The sequence below is a fragment of the Rhodococcoides fascians A25f genome, assembly GCF_000760935.2.
GTDB lineage: Bacteria > Actinomycetota > Actinomycetes > Mycobacteriales > Mycobacteriaceae > Rhodococcoides.
The window spans coordinates 2,421,409-2,439,166 of record NZ_CP049744.1 but is presented as its reverse complement, the minus strand read 5'-3'; the positions used below and the strand labels follow the sequence as shown (position 1 = coordinate 2,439,166).

The following is a 17,758-nucleotide window of genomic DNA, read 5'->3' as shown; positions in this document are numbered from 1 at the left end:
AGCCCTGAAAACAGCTGAGCGGAAGGAGCACACCATGGTTGCCAATATTTCGTTTCCTCGGTTTCTCAAGCTGGGCGGCGGTGCAGTCGAAGAGCTGGGCACGGTCCTGACCGACCTGAATGTCTCGCGTCCGTTGCTCGTCACCGATGCGTTCATGGCGGGCAACGGTTCTGCCGATCGCTTGATGCAGATCATGACCGAGGCCGGAAAGACGCCCGCACTGTTCTCGGGCACCGTCCCGGATCCGACCACCGACTCGTTGGTCGCCGGCCTCGAGGCGGTGCAGCAGCATTCGGCCGACTCGATCATCGGGTTCGGTGGTGGCAGTCCCATGGACACGGCCAAGGCGCTGGCCATTCTCGCGGTGCAGGGCGGGACGATGCGGGACTTCAAGGCACCCGTACTCTCGACCGGCCCGGCCCTGCCGATCATCGCCATTCCCACCACAGCCGGAAGTGGTTCGGAGGCAACCCAGTTCACCATCATCACCGATGTTGCCTCGGACGAGAAGATGTTGTGCCCCGGCCTGTCCTTTCTGCCGATCGCATCGATCATCGACTTCGAGCTGACGATGTCGATGCCGGCACGCCTGACCGCCGATACCGGCGTCGACGCTTTGACGCATGCCATCGAGGGATACGTCAGCAAGAAGGCCAACCCCATCTCCGACGGTTTGGCGCTCAGCGCGATTCGCACGATCGGCACGTCGTTGCTGCGGGCGTATCGAGACGGTGACGACAGACAAGCGCGGGAAGCGATGATGCACGCCTCGACCCAGGCCGGCATGGCGTTCTCCAACGCAAGCGTCTGTCTGGTGCACGGTATGAGCCGGCCAATCGGTGCCCATTTTCATGTGGCACACGGGCTGTCGAACGCAATGCTGTTGCCCGCCGTCACGGCGTTCTCGATCACGGGGGCACCGTCTCGCTACGCCGACTGTGCTCGCGCGCTCGGTGCGGCATCGGAAAGCGATTCGGATCAGGTCGCCGGGGGCAAGTTGCAGGACGCGATCGTCACCCTCTGCCGTGAGGTCGAGGTTCCGACACCGGAAACGTTCGGGATCGACAAGTCGAAGTGGGACGACCTGTTGCCACTGATGGCCGAGCAGGCTCTCGCCTCCGGCAGCCCGGGTAACAATCCGGTCGTCCCGACGGCGGAGCAGATCGTCGATCTGTACCGCCAGGTGTACGCCGGGATCTAGGCCGAGTCACCGGGCACGCGGGCGGCCACAGTGTCGCGCCGCGTGTTTCGGCGTTGAACGAGGACTCCACCGATCACCGTCACTGCTGCAAGCACGGCCGACAGCAGGATCGAAGAACGCTGCTCCGGCCGTACCACCATCATGACCAGGACGAAGACGATGAACCCGATGGCCAAGTAGGTGAGCCACGGGTACAGCCACATTCGAACGGCAGGGCGTTCTCCGTCGCGGTCGAGTTGACGTCGCAGCACCAATTGACTGCTGGCGATGGCGAGGTAGACGAACAGTGCGACGGCACCGGTGGTTGCCAGCAGGTAGGTGAAGAGCTTCTCGGGCAGGATGTAGTTACCGACAACGGCGAGGAACCCGAGCACCATCGACGCAATCACTGCGATCCATGGCACTCCGTTGGACGTGATCTTCTTGACCGCCCGAGGTGCATCCCCTCGATCACCGAGCGAATACAACATACGCGACGCGGTGTAGAGCGCCGAATTCAGGCAGGACGCGACGGCGGTCAGGATGACGATGTCCATGATGGTCTCTGCATGGGAAATTCCCATCTTGGACAGCACGTACTGGTATGAGCCCGTTGCTGGATCCAGTTCGTTCCACGGCACCAACGCGACGATGATGAAGATCGACCCGAAGTAGAAGATCGAGATACGCCAGATCACCGAGTTCGTCGCGCGGGTGATTCCCTTCGCCGGGTCCTTGGATTCGGCGGCGGCAATGGTGACGATCTCCGATCCCATGAACGAGAACATCGTGGTGAGCATGGCGGCTATCACCGCGCCGAAGCCGAGCGGCATGAAGCCACCCGAAGCCCAGAGTTGGTCCACGCCACTGACTTCGGAGTTCGGCAGCCATCCCAGGATGGCTGCGATGCCGAGGCCGATGAAGGCGATGATTGCCACCACCTTCACCAGCGCGAACCAGAACTCGAATTCACCGTAGTTGCCGACGCTGATCAGATTGGTCGCGGTGAGGGCAACGACGATGATCAGTGCCCACATCCACTGCGCGCCGCCCAACCAGTTGGTCAGGATGGCGGCTGCGGCGGTCGCCTCGACGGGGATCACCAGTACCCAGAACCACCAATACAGCCAGCCGACGGAGAAGCCGGCCCAATGCCCCAGTGCGCGTGTGGCATACGTGGAGAACGATCCTGTGTCGGGGTTGGCGGTGGCCATTTCCCCGAGCATGCGCATCACCAGGATCACCAGGAGTCCGGCGAAGAAGTAGGCCAACAGCACCGCAGGTCCTGCGGTTGCGATGGCATTGGCGGAGCCGACGAACAATCCGGCGCCGATCACTCCGGCTATAGAGATCATCGTTACGTGCCGCGGTTTGAGACTGGTGCCGAGTCCGTGCTCTCCGGTATCTGGCTTATCTGTAATTGCCATCCAGATAGTCCAACACAAGGTCTGGCATACCGCAGCAGGTGACCGAATTGTCCAGACAACCGATGGTACAGAACTTTCCGTGGATCACTCGGCAGATTGATATCGTCTCGTCCGTGAAAGCAGGCTCATGATTTTCTCGGTCGCTGTTGCGCACGCCATCGCCGACGGTTCCGTTCGGCGCGTGTACCGACGATGGGCGAGCCCGAACGTGACGGTCGGATCCGTGCTGCGCTCGCCGTCGGGGATGATTCGCATCGACTCCGTCCGCGAGGTGGATCCCGCCGGTTTGACCGACGCGGAAGCACGTGCGGCAGGCGAAGGTACTCGTGCGCGCCTCGAGAAGTCCTTCTTCGGTCCCGCCGCCAATCCCACCTTTGTCATCGAGGTGTCCTACGTCGGCCCGGATCCGCGCGATGCTCTCGCCGACGACGATGCCGTCGACGACGAGGCAGCCAACACCCTCACCACCACCCTCGCGGGTATGGATTCGCGATCCGAAAGCCCCTGGACCAGAACTACATTGATGGCAATAGTCGCCGATCCTGGACGTCGCGCAGCGGATCTTGCCGAACAGGCCGGCCTGGACACGAAGACGTTCAAGGCCCGAGTGCGTCGACTGAAGAACTTGGGTTTGACGCTCAGCCTCGAGACCGGATACCGAATTTCTCCACGCGGTGCCGCGTACCTTCGCCTCACCGACAACACGACGGACTGACCCCGGCATACTGGACCGATGAACTCCGAAGAGGGCTCCTCCACCGGTCCAGTCACCATTGTCGGTGCGGGTATTGCAGGCGTGGCATGTGCCCGGGTTCTCCACGACGCAGCCGTGCCGTTTCGCATCGTCGACAGAGGACGCGCTCCCGGCGGACGGATGTCCTCCCCCGAGTTGCACGGACGACGCGTCGATCTGGGTGCCGGCTACTTCACCGTTCGCGATCAGGAATTCTCGACGGTGGTGGCCGACTGGGAGTCGAGGGGCCTGGCGCGCCAGTGGGCCAACACGTTCGGCATTCTCAAGCCCGAGACGGCACCGTGCACCACCACCGGCCCGGTTCGATGGGCCACCCCGAACGGGCTTCGTTCTCTGGTACGAGACTTGCTGGGCGACTTCGACATCGAAGGATCCTCCGAGTTGACCGACCTACCCGACGGCCACATCGTAGTGGCGATGCCCGATCCTCAAGCGACGCGACTGACCGCAGTCCCCGACGCCGTCGAGTACGAACCGGTCATCGCGGTGGCATGCGGATTCGACGGGTTGGATGTGCCGTTCCGCGACGCGGCCTTCGTCAACGATCATCCCGATATCGCGTTCGTCGTCGACGACGGTGCCCGGCGGGGTGACGGTGCACCCGTATTGGTGGTGCACACGACCTCGGAGCGTGCACAACAGCATCTCGGCGATCCCGACGCGGTGATCGCCCCGGTTCTCGACGCGCTGCGCGAACTGTCGGTCGTTTCCACGGCACCCAGCTGGACGCACGCCCATCGATGGACGTTCGCAAAGCCTGCGTCGCAGCACGATTCCACTTTTGCGCTCGAGCAGCGCGACGGACGACTCGTCGGGTTCGCCGGCGATCAATGGTGTGCGTCCGGAGCGCCCCGGGTGGAAAGCGCGTGGCGCTCGGGCACGGATGTCGGTACCGAGCTGGTTCGTCGCCTTCGGGGCTGACGTTTGCCCTGCGTCCACCTACGACGCCGATTAACATCTCCCCCGTGCTGTCCGTGAAGTCGTACCCACGCGAATACATCGACGCCTGCCGTGCGCGCCTCGATTCTCAGCTGTCTGCCTATCGTGCGGTCGCATCCGGCCGCGCGGAGACGACCGCCGCGGACAAGGCATTCGACGTCGCTTTCTTGAACAATCTCGTGCTGACGCTCGAGGTGTATTTCTTGCACCGGATGCGTGGGCAGGAGAAGAAGAACGGCAATCCGCTCAACGAGGTCCGCGTGCTCGCCGCGTCGATGACAGCAGCCGAGGACATCATGACCAGCGATCCGACCATAAACTTGGATCCCGCCAAGAGCATTCTGGGATACGCCGTCGGCGATCGAATCGCGCTCGACGAGGAGCGGTTCGTTGCGTTGGCCGACGCCTACTTCGCCGAGATCGAAGTCAAGTTCGGGCCACACCTCGCGCCCTAGCTGCTGACGAATCTCACCGTCTCGTCCAAAGGCGCTCGGCTGGTGCGAAATCCGTTGATCGAGTGGGTCTCGTCCGGGTAGCCGAAGGAAATGCCGGCCACCACGCGGCGGGTGTCCGGGATGTCGAACCACTCGTGCAGAAACGGTGAGTAGGCGGCCAATGCTGCCTGCGCGATGGCTCCGAGACCGAGACTCTGGGCGGCAAGCAGGAACGTCTGCAGATACAACCCGCAATCGACGGCCCCGTAGACACCCAGATCGGCATCGGTGGTGATGATGGCCGCGTGCGGGGCGTCGAACAGCTCGTAGTTGCGAATGAACTGACGCGTCGTCGCCTCGGTGTCGGACTTGACCACACCGATGCTCTCGTACAGTGCTCCGCCGCATTCGCGTCGCCGCGCGCGGTGCAGGGCGTTGTAGCTGGCCGGGAACGGAAAGTCCGGTTGTGGGACGCCGGATGCGACGTGCTCGACCAGTGCCTCGGAAAACTTCCGGGTGGCATCGCCCTCGGTGACGATGACCTGCCACGACTGAGTGTTCGACCACGATGGAGTGCGCTGAGCGGCCGCCAACAACTGCTCGAGCACTTCACGAGATACCTGCTTCGGCAGGAACTGCCGGCACGAATATCTCTCGTCGAGTAGTTCTGTCAGCGCGTCGTACCGGGTCACGTCGTCCGCCTCGTGTCAGTGCTGTCGGGTGCGGATCGAAGGTAACACCACGGCCACGCCCGACGGTCATGCGCTGGACCGTCGGGCGGGCACTGCTCACTGCAGAGGAAGCAGGATGTCCTTCACCCGCGGGTCGGTCGCCAGAAATTCCTGCACCGCAGGGTCCTTGAACGCAGCGACGAGGTTCTTGATGTTGTCGGTATCTGCCCAACGGCTACCGATCGTGAGCTGTCCGGCGAACTCGTCCGGTGCCGGCGGTGCGAAGATCTGCTTCTCGACGGGGATACCGGCCGCCAGGTAGTACTCGGTATAGCCCACTGCTGCATCGAGATCCGGCAATGCCCGTGACTGCGCCGCGAAGTCCAGCAGCGTGAACTTCAGGTTTTTCGGGTTTCCTACGATGTCCTTTTGCGTGGCCGTCGACTTGTCGACGGCGGGGTCGAGGGTGATCAGACCGGCTCGTTCGAGTACCCACAGACCCTGCGCTTCGTTGGCCGGATCGGAGTAGAGCGAGACCGTTGCGCCGTCCGGCAGTTGAGCTGGGTCGGAGTACTTGTCGGACCACAATCCGAAGCCCCACCGGAACACCGGGGTTGCGGCTTCTTCCTGGAAGTCGGGGTTGGACTCGAGTACCTGGCCGAGCCACAGCTTGTGCTGGTAGACGGTTGCCGCTACTTCCCCTTCGCTGACGGCGCGGTTGATGGTGTTGCTGTCTGCGAGTCCGCGGAACTCGACCGAGATGCCGTACTTGGGGGCGACCTGCTCTGCAACGAAATTCACGAGGGCCTGCTCGGACGCGTTCCCCTCGGCCGTGGCAACGACAAGCGTTGCGCCCTCGGTGTCGTTGGCCGAGGCCGTGTCGCCGAAGAACGCGATGCGGACGATCACGGCGAGTGCGATCAGCAGCACGACGGCACCGATGATCCAGGGCGCTTTTCGACGGTTCTTCAGCTCGAAGCCGTGCGCTTCGGTGGACGTTGTCATGATGGGTTGGACCTCTCGAATGCGGTTCAGGCAGTGCGCAAGGCACGCTGATGAGGTGTGGTGTAGCGAACAAGGGCATCGCCGACGAGCTGGACGGCGGCGACGGTGAGAATCAGAATGACGATCGTCGCGATCATCACGGTGTGATCGAATCGTTGATAGCCGTATGTGACTGCAACATAACCGATTCCGCCTGCACCGATGGTTCCGGCGATAGCCGAGTACTCGATCATGGCAATGACGTTGATCGTCAGTCCACCGATGATCGACGGCACCGCCTCGGACAGCTGCGTGGTGGTGACCTGCAGTGTGGAGCCACCCGACGCCCGAGCGACGTCGACCACCGACGTCGGAACCGAGCGCAGTGAGTTCTCGACGATGCGGGTGAAGAATGCGATGCCCGCCAACGACATCGGCACCACAGCGGCTGCGATACCGATGTTCGTTCCGGTGATCCATCGCGTGACCGGAACCAGTGCAGCCATCAAGATCAGAAACGGTAACGACCGACCGATACTGACGATCCAGCTGATCGGAGCATGGAGCACCGGGTTCTCGAACAACCCGCCATGGCCGAGGTTGAACAACACCGCACCGAGGGGCACACCGACGAGAACCACGATGAACATCACGATCCCGACCATCGTGAGGGTGTCGCCCAACGCGGGCAACAGCAGAGCCGGCAGTTCGTCTACCGGAACCTTGTTGCCTGCCGCGAGTACCGCGATCACGACGCGACCTCCAGGATCGGCTGCTCGGTATTCGTAGATCCGGACAATCCGAGAGCCGTGAGCGCACCGGGGACACGTCCACTCAGGTGGGCACCGATGCCGAGCGAGGCGCTGCCGACAGCCACTCCGGCTACTACTTGCACAGAGGCTCCCAACAGCGCGACCGGTGCGCCCAGATCCTGGCCCAGCCGCCCGATCCAGTCCTGCGGAACATCGGGCGAATCGTAGGTGACGTTCCATTGCACGTCGCCGGTCGCTGCCTGTGCGTCGTCACGCCTGGGGCGCAGCTCGTTGCCGAGCGCCGACGTGTGGTCGGTCAGCAGATCGATAAGCTTCCCGGATTCGACGATGCGGCCGTGGTCGAGCCTGGCCACCGAGTCAGCAGCTCGCAGAACGGTATCCATTTCGTGAGTGATGAACACGATGGCGAGGTCGAGATCGCGACGAAGTTCGCGCAGCAACTCGACCACCGACTCGGTGGTCTGCGGATCCAACCCGGAGGTGGCCTCGTCGGAGAGCAACACCGACGGCCGAAGTGCCAATGCTCGCGCAATTCCCACTCGTTGACGCTGTCCGCCCGAGAGCTGAAACGGATAGCGAGCGGCTTTGTCGGACAGCCCTACTCGGTCGAGAAGCTCTCCCACTCGCCTGGCCGTCTCGGCCTTCGTGACTCCGAGGAACTCCAGGGGCAATGCGACGTTCTCCGCCACCGTTCGACGCGAGAGCAGGCTCGACGACTGAAAAACGGTACCGATGCGGCGGCGCGCCACCCGAAGTTGCTTGGCATTCAACTGCGCCAGGTCGTCTCCGTTGACGATCACCGAGCCCGAGGTGGGCCGAGTCAGCAAGTTGATACATTGGGCCAGCGTGCTTTTGCCGGCACCACTGGGACCGACGACGGCCAGGATCTCGCCGGACTGCACCGTGAAATCCAGCCGGTCGAGGACGACGGTCGTGTTCTCCCCCGTCCCGTATGTCTTGGTCAATTGCGCTATTTCGATCATGCTCCGACGCTCTTTTCGCTGATGTGACTGCGCAACACTGAGGTATCGAAGCGCTGCTGACCAGCTATCGACTCATCACGATCCGAACTGTTCCCATCGGTTTGGGTCGTCGGTAGCGTCGCACCGCTGTCGATATCGAAGACAGGTCGTCCCGCCGAAGGAGTTCCCCCGTGTCACGTGAGATTCGCTTCAATGCCTTCGACATGAATTGCGTCGCGCATCAGTCTCCCGGTCTGTGGCGTCATCCACTCGATCAGTCGTGGCGCTACAAGGAACTCGGCTACTGGACCGATCTGGCGAAGCTGTTGGAACGAGGCCTGTTCGACGGTTTGTTCATCGCCGACGTCCTCGGCACGTACGACGTGTATGGCGGCAATCATGACGCCGCCATCCGGCACGGTGCGCAAATTCCCGTATCGGACCCACTGTTGCTCGTCAGCGCGCAGGCCGCGGTCACCGAGCATCTGGGCTTCGGGATCACTGCGGGTACCGGCTTCGAGCATCCGTATCCGTTCGCGCGACGGCTCTCCACGCTCGACCATCTGACCAATGGCCGCATCGGGTGGAACGTCGTCACCGGGTATCTACCGTCGGCGGCGCAGAACATGGGCCACGACGATCAGCTGAAGCACGACGATCGTTACGACCACGCCGACGAGTACCTCGAGGTGCTCTACAAGTTGTGGGAGGCGTCGTGGGACGAGGACGCGGTGGTCCGCGATCGCGAGACCGGTGTGTTCACCGACCCAACCAAGGTGCATCGAATCGGCCACCGCGGCAAGCACTTCACGGTGCCGGGTATCCATCTGGCCGAGCCGTCACCGCAGCGGACGCCGGTGATCTTCCAGGCCGGCGCGTCGCCGCGTGGCGTACGGTTCGCGGCGCAGAATGCCGAAGCGATCTTCGTCGGAGCACCCACCAAGGAGATTCTGGCGCAGACGGTTTCGAATATTCGTCGGGCGCTGCGCGATGCCGGCCGTGATCCATATTCGGCGCGGATCTATCAGCTGCTCACCATCGTCACCGACGAGACATCCGAGCTCGCCCATGCCAAACACGACGAGTATCGGTCGTATGCCAGTGCCGAGGGTGCGTTGGTGTTCATGTCGGGCTGGATGGGCGTCGACCTGTCGCGGTATGCGCTCGACGAGCCACTCGGCAATGTCGAGAGCAATGCGATTCAGTCGTTCGTCGCATCGTTCCAGTCGATCGGGGCCGACGGTAAGGAATGGACGGTGCGCGATATCGCCGAGTGGGGCGGTATCGGCGGTGCCGGTCCGCGCATCGTCGGGTCCCCCGGCGAAGTCGCAGACCAATTGCAGGAGTGGGTGGACGAGACCGACGTGGACGGCTTCAATCTCGCGTATGCCATCACCCCGGGAACGTTCGAGGACGTCGTGCGATTCGTCGTCCCCGAATTGCAGCGGCGGGGTGCCTATCGCACCGAGTACACGCCGGGCACATTGCGTCACAAGCTCTTCGGCAAAGGTGATCGACTGCCCGAGGAACACCGGGCGCAGCAGATCGTGCGGGAGGTTCGGTCAAGCCGAGAATCGGCTTGATGGTGGGCGCAGAGGGGTTCGAACCCCCAACCGCTGGTATGTAAAACCGGTACACGGACCCCGTTAGTTCGTTGGCGGACCTCTGAACTAGGCCGAGGAGCATGAGGTCACCGGATTCAGCGAAGGCAGTCAGATCATCCGTTTGATTGACGCCCTCACCGCACAGTCGTTTGTTCAATGGAACTTGCGCGCGACCTTGGTTCGCCGCTCACACCTCTCCCGCCGGATCGTATATGAACAAGGCAATGCGTATTGAGTCCGCGAACTCGACGACCTGCCTTCTGAACGATGACGCGGCGAGGATGAAAGTGCCTTCGAGATGTCGTCGCCGCGTGCCCCGAAGAGGCGATAGAGACTAGGCCGAACAGCGACTCCGCCTCTCCAGTTTCCCTGCCAAGGCACCGGACGCCTTGATGTAGACATCCGTCAGCACCACCGGTCTTCGCCACCGCGTACGTGAAACCCCAAGACGCATTTTCTCAGTTGCGTTCAACTCTGCCAGGTGCAGTACCAATCAATCACTCACGATCTTAATTTCCAAACGCGAGGTGACTGGAGTTTCTTCTTTCTCAGATACAGAATCGGGAGCGGCTGGATCTTCCGTTTTCTCATCCTTCTCAGCTTTCGCATCGTCCTCGACTTTGCCGCCTGGCGACCAATGGTCTAATCCCCGGAGAGGCCTCTCAAGAAGCAAAAGCACCGAGGGCGATACTGCAATGAGCGCAAGAACGAACAGCACCAGCGGGAGTTGGTATCCGTCGATGTGGTGATCTCTTGTTAAAAGGAACGCAATGATCGACAGAATCCCGGAAAAAATCAGCGAAACGCCTAGGAAAGGGGGGACGAAATTCGATAACTCAGTCCACCGAACGCGCTGCGCGACAACAGACTTAGCAAGCTTGACGTTCTCTTTGAGAAAATCATTGGACAAGTTGGCACGCTTCTGATCGTTCAAAGAAATTGCCTTCTCACGATCGGCCGCAGCTGCGGTTGGAAGCCCATTCCTTACGCGCAGAACATCCCGCGCAATTAGCGCCAGATCGGAATCAGCGGAGGTTCCAAGAACTTTGACAAGTCGCTGGTCAGTAGCCAACCTCCAGGTGTTCGCTGCGAGAACAGGTAAAGAGATCGCTTCTAGGTAGTCAGCTGCAGACTTCGCTGATTTCGCTTCCCCGAGCGCAGCGAAGAGAAGTTTGAACAGTTCAGCGTTGTCAGTCTCGTCGTGTTCAGTGACATCCGTTTTCGGTTGCTCGTCTACCGGCCCAGATCGATCTGGGCCGGCCGCAGCAGTCGGCTTCACAACTACGGACGGGCCGGTCCAGTCGAACTTGCCCTCAAAGCGACCAGCAATTTCTCGCATTGTGTCGTTTGATTGATCCGGATTATTCAGGAAGACCATGCCGCCGTCGTAGTTATTATCGCGTACGATATAACCCGTTAAATCGTCACCGAGTATTGCCACGCCAAAGGCAGCGTCGTCCTGCGTGTCGAACGGTTTAGAAAAGATTGTAACTGGTTCTGAGCCGCCCTCATTTTCTGTGTAGCTTTCCAATACGACCCAGCCTGCAGACGTCGCCTTCTGGTACAACTTGATCGCGTCGACTTTTCCCGGGACTGAGTCAAGCGTGATCGCCGCAATAGCTGCCATTTCGAACTCCCAAGCTTGTTGGAGAGAGCACCCTTGGATAGGATCGTAGCCTTCTCGCGGAGCGTATACAGGATTTTCGATGTTTAACACGCTCACACACTTTTATCTAGCGCAAGCAATTAATTCGCGTACCGTTACGCGTAGAACCCGGTCACGTCAACGGTGAACATATAGATAGAAGCTACCGTACCGAGTGACACGTTCGCGTCAATCGCAGTGTCCCCCTGCGAGCGGGGTCGAGGTGTTGCATTCTGCCGGGAGGCGAAAGCTCTGGCGTGTCGACGGTTGTGTTCGGCGCTTAGACAGTTCCAAGTTTTTGCGTCGACCCGGGGTGTCGGGCACTACAGATCCCAACACCGCGGGCTGCAGCTACGCGATGTTTGTGGAAAGGCCCCGCCCTTGATCTCCCGGTTGAGGCGGGGCCGTTCTGCTACTCGTACACGTGCCATTGGCGAGCGATTCGAGTGATCTCATCCGACAAGGCCTTGGACTTCTGTTCGTCGATCTCAACGAAAACCGGCTGAAGAAAGTCGACCGCAATCTGAAGATTGGTTTCGTCCAGATGCGGCCGAAGGGTTTCGAACCAGGGGACGCCAGCAAGCGGCCTCAAGTGCACGCTCGCCCGTCGGCTCGCGTCATGGTAGTTCGTCGTCGCTTCTGCGACACCCTCCCGCCACTGTGCGATCCATACACGTTTCGCCTCGAGCTCGGAGGCTTCAGCCTCGCGCTGGATCCGCGAGAGGTCGAGTGTGTGTTGGTGATCCGCGAGCTCCTTCGCGTTATCTTTCTCGACGCCAAGGCGCTTCTTCTCGGTTCGCCAGTTGATTAGCGGAGCGAGTAGGGACGCTGCACTACCCGCAACAGCGCCTACCGCGGTACCCACGACGCCAGCCCATACGGGGTCGATCATGCCGTCCTCATCGTGTAAGTGACGCTCTTGTTCTCGTGCTGGTCGTTCCAAGCGAAGTTAATGCGCTTTTCGACCCCGTCGCGCACCCACGCAATGTACTTCGGCTTCTGGACCGTTCCTCGCGCAGGATTCCGCGGATCGTCGAAGCGGCGTCTCAGTCCCACAGCACGATGCAGCCGGTTCCGGCGTCCCGGATTAAACAAACTCAAGCCGAAACCAACACCCGCCAGCTCGACGAGTCCTCCCCGCATGGCGTTGCCTTCGTTGCCGAACATTGGGTACGCGTTACACCAGTCGGTGGTTACGGTCTCGACCCGCGAGAAGGGGTCGAACTTGAGATGCTGGTGACCGGTGTCAGCGGCGACGTAAAGTCCCCAGGTCCGAGGCCATGCTGCGCGGTCGAGCAGGAGATGGATAGAGTCATCGATAATCGGGCTTTCGACCGCGACTCCGTCGGAGCCGAAGGCATTCCCCGCAGCGTGCGTAAGGAGTAATTTCAGCACCCACCGCTGAAAATCATCGCCGGAGATCTCGACCGACTCGACTTCTCCCCAATCGCCTGCGCCGCCCCGGTAGCGCAAAGCAATTGCGCGGAGGAATGTCGCAAGCTTGATAGCTGCTTTGTCGGCATCCGATAAACCGTTGTTGTGCGTCTCGCACAGGACATTCGCGACGAACTTCTTCGGCTGGACGAACCGCCGGACGCCTAGGCCGTTGTCATGCCGGATCGTCGCGTTGGGATCATCGAAGCTGTAGAGCTTGATCAGGCCATGAGAGATGTAGTGCTCGCCCGAGATCTTGGTCGAGCATCCTCCCCCAGTGTTGGCGTAGCACTTGGGGTGTCGGTAGTCCGCTGCGGCAATTTCGGTCACGAAACCAGACTAGTTGCGACCACCGACAAACTCTTGCAGCTATCGCGTCCTGGTCCTTCCCTGTTCGGTTCGCCGCATCGCGCAGTTGGTCGCGTCGCCGATCGCGGTAGTCACTTCGTTCTTGCTCATGCCCGTGTTGACAGTGCCGATGAGCGGATCGGCTGCCTCGCCGGTGCCGTTGACGATCTGCTGCGCGATGTGCGGGTTACCGCTCGACTCTGTGTCGATCTTGCGCACCCACGCGTCGATCTAGGCCGGCTCGATGCGGCATTCGAATGAACGTGGGCGAACACATCGGTAGCGGACAGATACGAACCGTAGGGATTCTCACTGCGGACTGCACGGATTGCCGGACTGGCTTTAATCCTGCCGCGAGCCTCTAACCTGGGGAAACATTGGTGGGCGCAGAGGGGTTCGAACCCCCGACCGCTGGTGTGTAAAACCAGAGCTCTACCGCTGAGCTATACGCCCGAGTACCGGTGGCCTGGGGACAACCCCGGGCCACCGGAACGCTTGGAGAAATTTATCGTGTCTGATCTCTAACTACAATTCCGCAGGTCAGTTCACCTGTGCGAGTGCCTCGGACCACGATGAACTGTCTCGGGCTTCCCCGGGACCGTTCATTTCGGCGAATCTGATGATTCCGGACTTGTCGACGACGAACGTTCCGCGATTGGCGAATCCTGCGCTGTCGTTGAACACGCCGTACGCCTGAGCCACTTCACCGTGTGGCCAGAAGTCGGACAGCAGCGGAAAGGTGTAACCCTGTTCTGCAGCCCAGATCTTGTGGGTCGGAGGCGGACCCACCGAGATCGCCAGGATCGCGGTGTCGTCGTTCTCGAACGTCGGTAGCTCGTCGCGCACTTTGCACAGCTCGCCCTGGCACGTGCCGGTGAAAGCCAGTGGATAGAACACGAGCAGAACGTTTTTCACGTTCCTGTACGACGACAACGTGACCAGTTGGTTGTTCTGGTCCTTGAGGGTGAAGTCGGGCGCAACCGCGCCAACCTCGATCGGCATCTAGAACCGTCTTCCTGTGTCGAGCATCGGCCTACCGCTTGGTGGCAGGAGTCTTGGGCTGAACCAATCGACTTCCGATCCAGTCGCCGAGATTTGCCGCAGAGGTCTGCGTCAATCCTGCGGTCGGGGCGGATTCGGCAATCTCGCTGGGTTCGACATGACCGGACATGCCGGTCTTGGGGCTGAGGACCCACACGATGCCATCGTCCGAGAGCGGACCGATTGCATCCATGAGTGCATCGACCAGGTCACCGTCTCCGTCGCGCCACCACAGCAGCACAACATCGATCACCTCGTCGGAATCCTCGTCGAGGGTCTCCCCACCGATCGCATCTTCTACGTCGGCGCGCAGATCATCGTCGGTGTCCTCGTCCCAGCCCAGCTCCTGTACGACCATGTCGCGAGTTATGCCAAGTTTCTGAGCGTAGTTCTGAGCGTCCGCCGCGGCGACCACGGTGGTGACCTCCTTGAATTGTGGGTGCAGTAGACAAAGCGAACAGTGTTGAAGCCGTTCGCGCAAGCTGACCGCGCCGAAATTGAGTACATAAATTTCTACTGGTGGGTATTGGACCTCTGTACTACCAGAACCAACAAGATGTAGCAGGATTGGGGAGGAATCACGAGAACGAGGAAAGTAGACCGCCGTCACAGGGGCGGGTCTACCGGGACCGGGCGCCACACCGAGCGTCCGCCACATTGAGGAGTGCACACGTTGTCCGAAGTGAACAGCGGCGAACGGCAGAACACATCGTCTGCAGGCAAGAAGGGCTCGGACGGCCGGGTCCGCGTCATCCGTGAGGGTGTCGCGTCGTACCTGCCCGATATCGACAACGACGAGACCAACGAGTGGATCGAATCGTTCGACGGCTTGTTGGAGAGGTCCGGCCCCAACCGCGCTCGCTACCTGATGCTCAGGTTGCTCGAGCGCGCCGGCGAGCGCCGGGTTGCGCTGCCGTCCTTGACGTCTACGGATTACGTCAACACGATCCCCACCGAGAACGAGCCGTGGTTTCCCGGCGACGAGTCGATGGAACGCCGCTACCGTGCCTGGATCCGCTGGAACGCGGCCATCATGGTGCACCGCGCGCAGCGTCCCGGCGTCGGCGTCGGCGGACACATCTCCACCTACGCGTCCTCCGCAGCGCTCTACGAGGTCGGCTTCAACCACTTCTTCCGCGGCAAGGATCACCCGGGCGGCGGCGACCACATCTTCATCCAGGGTCACGCCTCCCCCGGCATCTATGCCCGCGCGTTCCTCGAGGGCCGTATCCCGGCCGAGCGCATGGACGGCTTCCGTCAGGAGGCCAGCCACGAGTCCGAGGGCGGTGGACTGCCGTCGTACCCGCACCCGCGTCTGATGCAGGATTTCTGGGAGTTCCCGACGGTGTCGATGGGCCTCGGCCCGATGAACGCCATCTACCAGGCTCGCTTCAACCATTACCTGAACGACCGCGGCATCAAGGACACCTCCGATCAGCACGTGTGGGCGTACCTCGGCGACGGCGAGATGGACGAGCCGGAATCACGTGGACTTGCGCACGTCGCTGCGACCGAGGGTCTGGACAACCTCACGTTCGTCGTCAACTGCAACCTGCAGCGTCTCGACGGCCCGGTGCGCGGTAACGGCAAGATCATCCAGGAACTGGAGTCGTTCTTCCGCGGAGCCGGCTGGAACGTCATCAAGGTCGTCTGGGGCCGCGAGTGGGACTCGCTGCTGCACAAGGACCGCGACGGCGCGCTCGTCAACCTCATGAACACCACCCCCGACGGTGACTTCCAGACGTACAAGGCCAACGACGGCAGCTACGTCCGCGACAACTTCTTCGGCCGCGATCCCCGCACCAAAGAGCTCGTAGCGGATCTGTCCGACGCCGAGATCTGGAATCTCAAGCGCGGCGGCCACGACTACCGCAAGGTGCACGCTGCCTACGCGGCAGCGATGGCACACAAGGGCCAGCCGACGGTCATCCTGGCGCACACCATCAAGGGCTACACCCTCGGCAAGCACTTCGAGGGTCGCAATGCCACGCACCAGATGAAGAAGCTGACGCTGGACGATCTCAAGACGTTCCGCGACATTCAGCACATCCCGATCTCCGACGAGGAGCTCGAGAAGGATCCCTACATGCCGCCGTACTACCACCCCGGTGCGGACGCTCCCGAGATCCAGTACATGCTCGATCGGCGTGCCAAGCTCGGCGGATTCGTCCCTGAGCGGCGCGTCGACGTCAAGCCGCTGCCGCAGCCGAGCGACGACACGTACAAGACACTCCGCAAGGGCTCCGGCAAGCAGGAAGTCGCCACCACCATGGCGCTCGTGCGCGTCATGAAAGAGCTGTTGCGAGACAAGGAGATCGGCCACCGAATCGTGCCGATTATCCCCGACGAGGCCCGCACGTTCGGCATGGACTCGTGGTTCCCGTCGCTGAAGATCTACAACCGCAACGGCCAGCTGTACACCTCGGTGGACTCGGAGCTGATGCTCGCCTACAAGGAGAGCTCGGTCGGTCAGATCCTGCACGAGGGCATCAACGAGGCCGGCTCGACATCGTCGTTCACCGCGGTCGGTACCTCGTACGCCACGCACGGCGAGGTCATGATCCCGCTGTACATCTTCTACTCGATGTTCGGTTTCCAGCGCACCGGCGACGGCCTGTGGGCTGCCGCGGACCAGATGGCTCGTGGGTTCGTCCTCGGTGCCACCGCCGGCCGCACCACCCTGACCGGTGAGGGTCTGCAGCACGCCGATGGTCATTCGCTGCTGCTGGCGTCGACCAACCCGGCGGCTGTGGCCTACGACCCGGCGTTCTCCTACGAAATCGCACACATCGTCAAGGACGGTCTGCGACGGATGTACGGCGGCACCGAAGGTGTCGAGGGCTTCGGCGGCGAGAACATCTTCTACTACATCACCCTGTACAACGAGCCGTACGTGCAGCCGGCCGAGCCGGAGAACCTCGACGTCGAGGGCTTGCTCAAGGGCATCTACCGGTTCGCTGCTCCGCAGGAAGGCGACGGACCCGAGGCGCAGTTGCTGGCGTCGGGCGTCGGCATGGTCTCGGCCCGCAAGGCCCGAGAGTTGCTGTTCGAGGAGTGGGGCGTGCGCTCGGCCGTCTGGTCGGTGACGTCCTGGGGCGAACTGCGGCGCGACGGCGTCGATGCCGAGCGGGAGTCGCTGCGCAATCCCGGTGCAGACAAGCGTGTTCCGTTCGTCACCTCGGCGCTCGCCGACGCCAACGGCCCGGTCGTCGCGTCCTCGGATTGGATGCGTGCAGTGCCGGACCAGATTCGCCAGTGGGTTCCGGGCGATTACGTCACTCTCGGCACCGACGGCTTCGGGTTCTCCGATACCCGTCCGGCCGCGCGTCGGGTGTTCAACGTCGACGCCGAGTCGATCGTCGTCGCCACGCTGTCGGCCCTTGCAGCATCCGGTGAGATCGACAAGTCCAAGGCTGTCGAGGCCGCGGAGAAGTACAAGATCGACGACGTGACTGCAGCTCCGACGTCGTTCGCCGACACCGGTTCGGCGTAGGTTCCACGCCTGTTCGGCCGACCCCCGTCCCACGTCGCGAAGCATGTCCGTCGCGATAGGGGCGGGGGT

The 17,758-nt window shown here is 61.8% G+C and carries 17 protein-coding genes and 1 tRNA gene; 6 read left to right on the top strand and 12 right to left on the bottom strand.

The genetic code is table 11. The annotated features are described in order from the left end of the window. The first annotated feature begins 34 nt into the window (after positions 1-34). The gene (locus BH93_RS11630) at positions 35-1,201 is read left to right on the top strand and encodes an iron-containing alcohol dehydrogenase (RefSeq protein ID WP_037177354.1); all 1,167 of its coding nucleotides are present in this window, start codon (positions 35-37) and stop codon (positions 1,199-1,201) included. Here BH93_RS11630 and BH93_RS11625 read toward each other — a convergent pair. After that, the gene (locus tag BH93_RS11625) at positions 1,198-2,607 is read right to left on the bottom strand and encodes an amino acid permease (protein ID WP_037177352.1); all 1,410 of its coding nucleotides are present in this window, start codon (positions 2,605-2,607) and stop codon (positions 1,198-1,200) included. The genes BH93_RS11630 and BH93_RS11625 overlap by 4 nt on opposite strands. A gap of 127 nt (positions 2,608-2,734) precedes the next feature. Here BH93_RS11625 and BH93_RS11620 point away from each other — a divergent pair, with 127 nt between their 5' ends. The 3 genes from BH93_RS11620 to BH93_RS11610 are packed head-to-tail and all read left to right on the top strand — an operon-like array spanning position 2,735 to position 4,755. Next, a complete protein-coding gene (locus BH93_RS11620) occupies positions 2,735-3,322 on the top strand; it encodes a winged helix-turn-helix domain-containing protein (RefSeq protein WP_037177350.1) in 588 nt (195 codons plus the stop codon). An 18-nt stretch (positions 3,323-3,340) separates the two neighbouring features. Next, complete coding sequence (locus BH93_RS11615) at positions 3,341-4,282, top strand: NAD(P)/FAD-dependent oxidoreductase (RefSeq protein WP_037177343.1); 942 nt, start codon at positions 3,341-3,343, stop codon at positions 4,280-4,282. Between the two features lie 44 nt (positions 4,283-4,326). Beyond that, positions 4,327-4,755: a hypothetical protein gene (locus tag BH93_RS11610; RefSeq protein WP_037177342.1), complete on the top strand. Its 429-nt coding sequence runs from the start codon at positions 4,327-4,329 to the stop codon at positions 4,753-4,755. Here BH93_RS11610 and BH93_RS11605 read toward each other — a convergent pair. The 4 genes from BH93_RS11605 to BH93_RS11590 form a co-directional block, all read right to left on the bottom strand. Then, positions 4,752-5,426 (bottom strand): nitroreductase, encoded by a 675-nt coding sequence (locus BH93_RS11605; protein WP_037177341.1) that lies wholly within the window; start codon positions 5,424-5,426, stop codon positions 4,752-4,754. The two genes, BH93_RS11610 and BH93_RS11605, sit on opposite strands and share 4 nt — an antisense overlap. Positions 5,427-5,522: 96 nt before the next feature. Beyond that, on the bottom strand, positions 5,523-6,410 hold the full coding sequence (locus tag BH93_RS11600) for a MetQ/NlpA family ABC transporter substrate-binding protein (protein ID WP_032379123.1): 888 nt from the start codon (positions 6,408-6,410) through the stop codon (positions 5,523-5,525). Positions 6,411-6,436: 26 nt separating this feature from the next. Further along, positions 6,437-7,054 carry a methionine ABC transporter permease gene (locus BH93_RS11595; protein ID WP_197914658.1) on the bottom strand — a complete coding sequence of 206 codons (618 nt, stop codon included), beginning with the start codon at positions 7,052-7,054 and terminating at the stop codon, positions 6,437-6,439. Between the two features lie 83 nt (positions 7,055-7,137). Then, positions 7,138-8,145 (bottom strand): methionine ABC transporter ATP-binding protein, encoded by a 1,008-nt coding sequence (locus tag BH93_RS11590; protein WP_037177340.1) that lies wholly within the window; start codon positions 8,143-8,145, stop codon positions 7,138-7,140. 170 nt (positions 8,146-8,315) lie between these two features. Here BH93_RS11590 and BH93_RS11585 point away from each other — a divergent pair, with 170 nt between their 5' ends. Continuing rightward, positions 8,316-9,707: an LLM class flavin-dependent oxidoreductase gene (locus tag BH93_RS11585; RefSeq protein WP_037177339.1), complete on the top strand. Its 1,392-nt coding sequence runs from the start codon at positions 8,316-8,318 to the stop codon at positions 9,705-9,707. A gap of 514 nt (positions 9,708-10,221) precedes the next feature. Here BH93_RS11585 and BH93_RS11580 read toward each other — a convergent pair. From BH93_RS11580 to BH93_RS11550, 7 genes are all read right to left on the bottom strand, one after another. Beyond that, positions 10,222-11,355, bottom strand: a complete 1,134-nt coding sequence (locus BH93_RS11580; RefSeq protein ID WP_037177337.1) for a DUF308 domain-containing protein — start codon at positions 11,353-11,355, stop codon at positions 10,222-10,224. A 430-nt stretch (positions 11,356-11,785) separates the two neighbouring features. Beyond that, on the bottom strand, positions 11,786-12,265 hold the full coding sequence (locus BH93_RS11575) for a hypothetical protein (RefSeq protein ID WP_037177333.1): 480 nt from the start codon (positions 12,263-12,265) through the stop codon (positions 11,786-11,788). After that, positions 12,262-13,137, bottom strand: a complete 876-nt coding sequence (locus BH93_RS11570) for a hypothetical protein (RefSeq protein ID WP_037177332.1) — start codon at positions 13,135-13,137, stop codon at positions 12,262-12,264. The genes BH93_RS11575 and BH93_RS11570 overlap by 4 nt, the downstream gene beginning before the upstream one ends. Before the next feature lie 39 nt (positions 13,138-13,176). Then, on the bottom strand, positions 13,177-13,374 hold the full coding sequence (locus tag BH93_RS11565; protein WP_037177331.1) for a hypothetical protein: 198 nt from the start codon (positions 13,372-13,374) through the stop codon (positions 13,177-13,179). A gap of 159 nt (positions 13,375-13,533) precedes the next feature. Continuing rightward, a tRNA-Val gene (locus tag BH93_RS11560) sits at positions 13,534-13,608 on the bottom strand. An 87-nt stretch (positions 13,609-13,695) separates the two neighbouring features. Beyond that, positions 13,696-14,157, bottom strand: a complete 462-nt coding sequence (locus BH93_RS11555; RefSeq protein ID WP_037177329.1) for a peroxiredoxin — start codon at positions 14,155-14,157, stop codon at positions 13,696-13,698. 31 nt (positions 14,158-14,188) lie between these two features. Beyond that, a complete protein-coding gene (locus BH93_RS11550; protein ID WP_032379129.1) occupies positions 14,189-14,611 on the bottom strand; it encodes a DUF3052 domain-containing protein in 423 nt (140 codons plus the stop codon). Between the two features lie 258 nt (positions 14,612-14,869). On the opposite strand from BH93_RS11550, the gene aceE reads away from it, so the two are divergent. After that, positions 14,870-17,689: a pyruvate dehydrogenase (acetyl-transferring), homodimeric type gene (gene aceE, locus BH93_RS11545; protein ID WP_037177890.1), complete on the top strand. Its 2,820-nt coding sequence runs from the start codon at positions 14,870-14,872 to the stop codon at positions 17,687-17,689. Positions 17,690-17,758 lie beyond the last annotated feature (69 nt).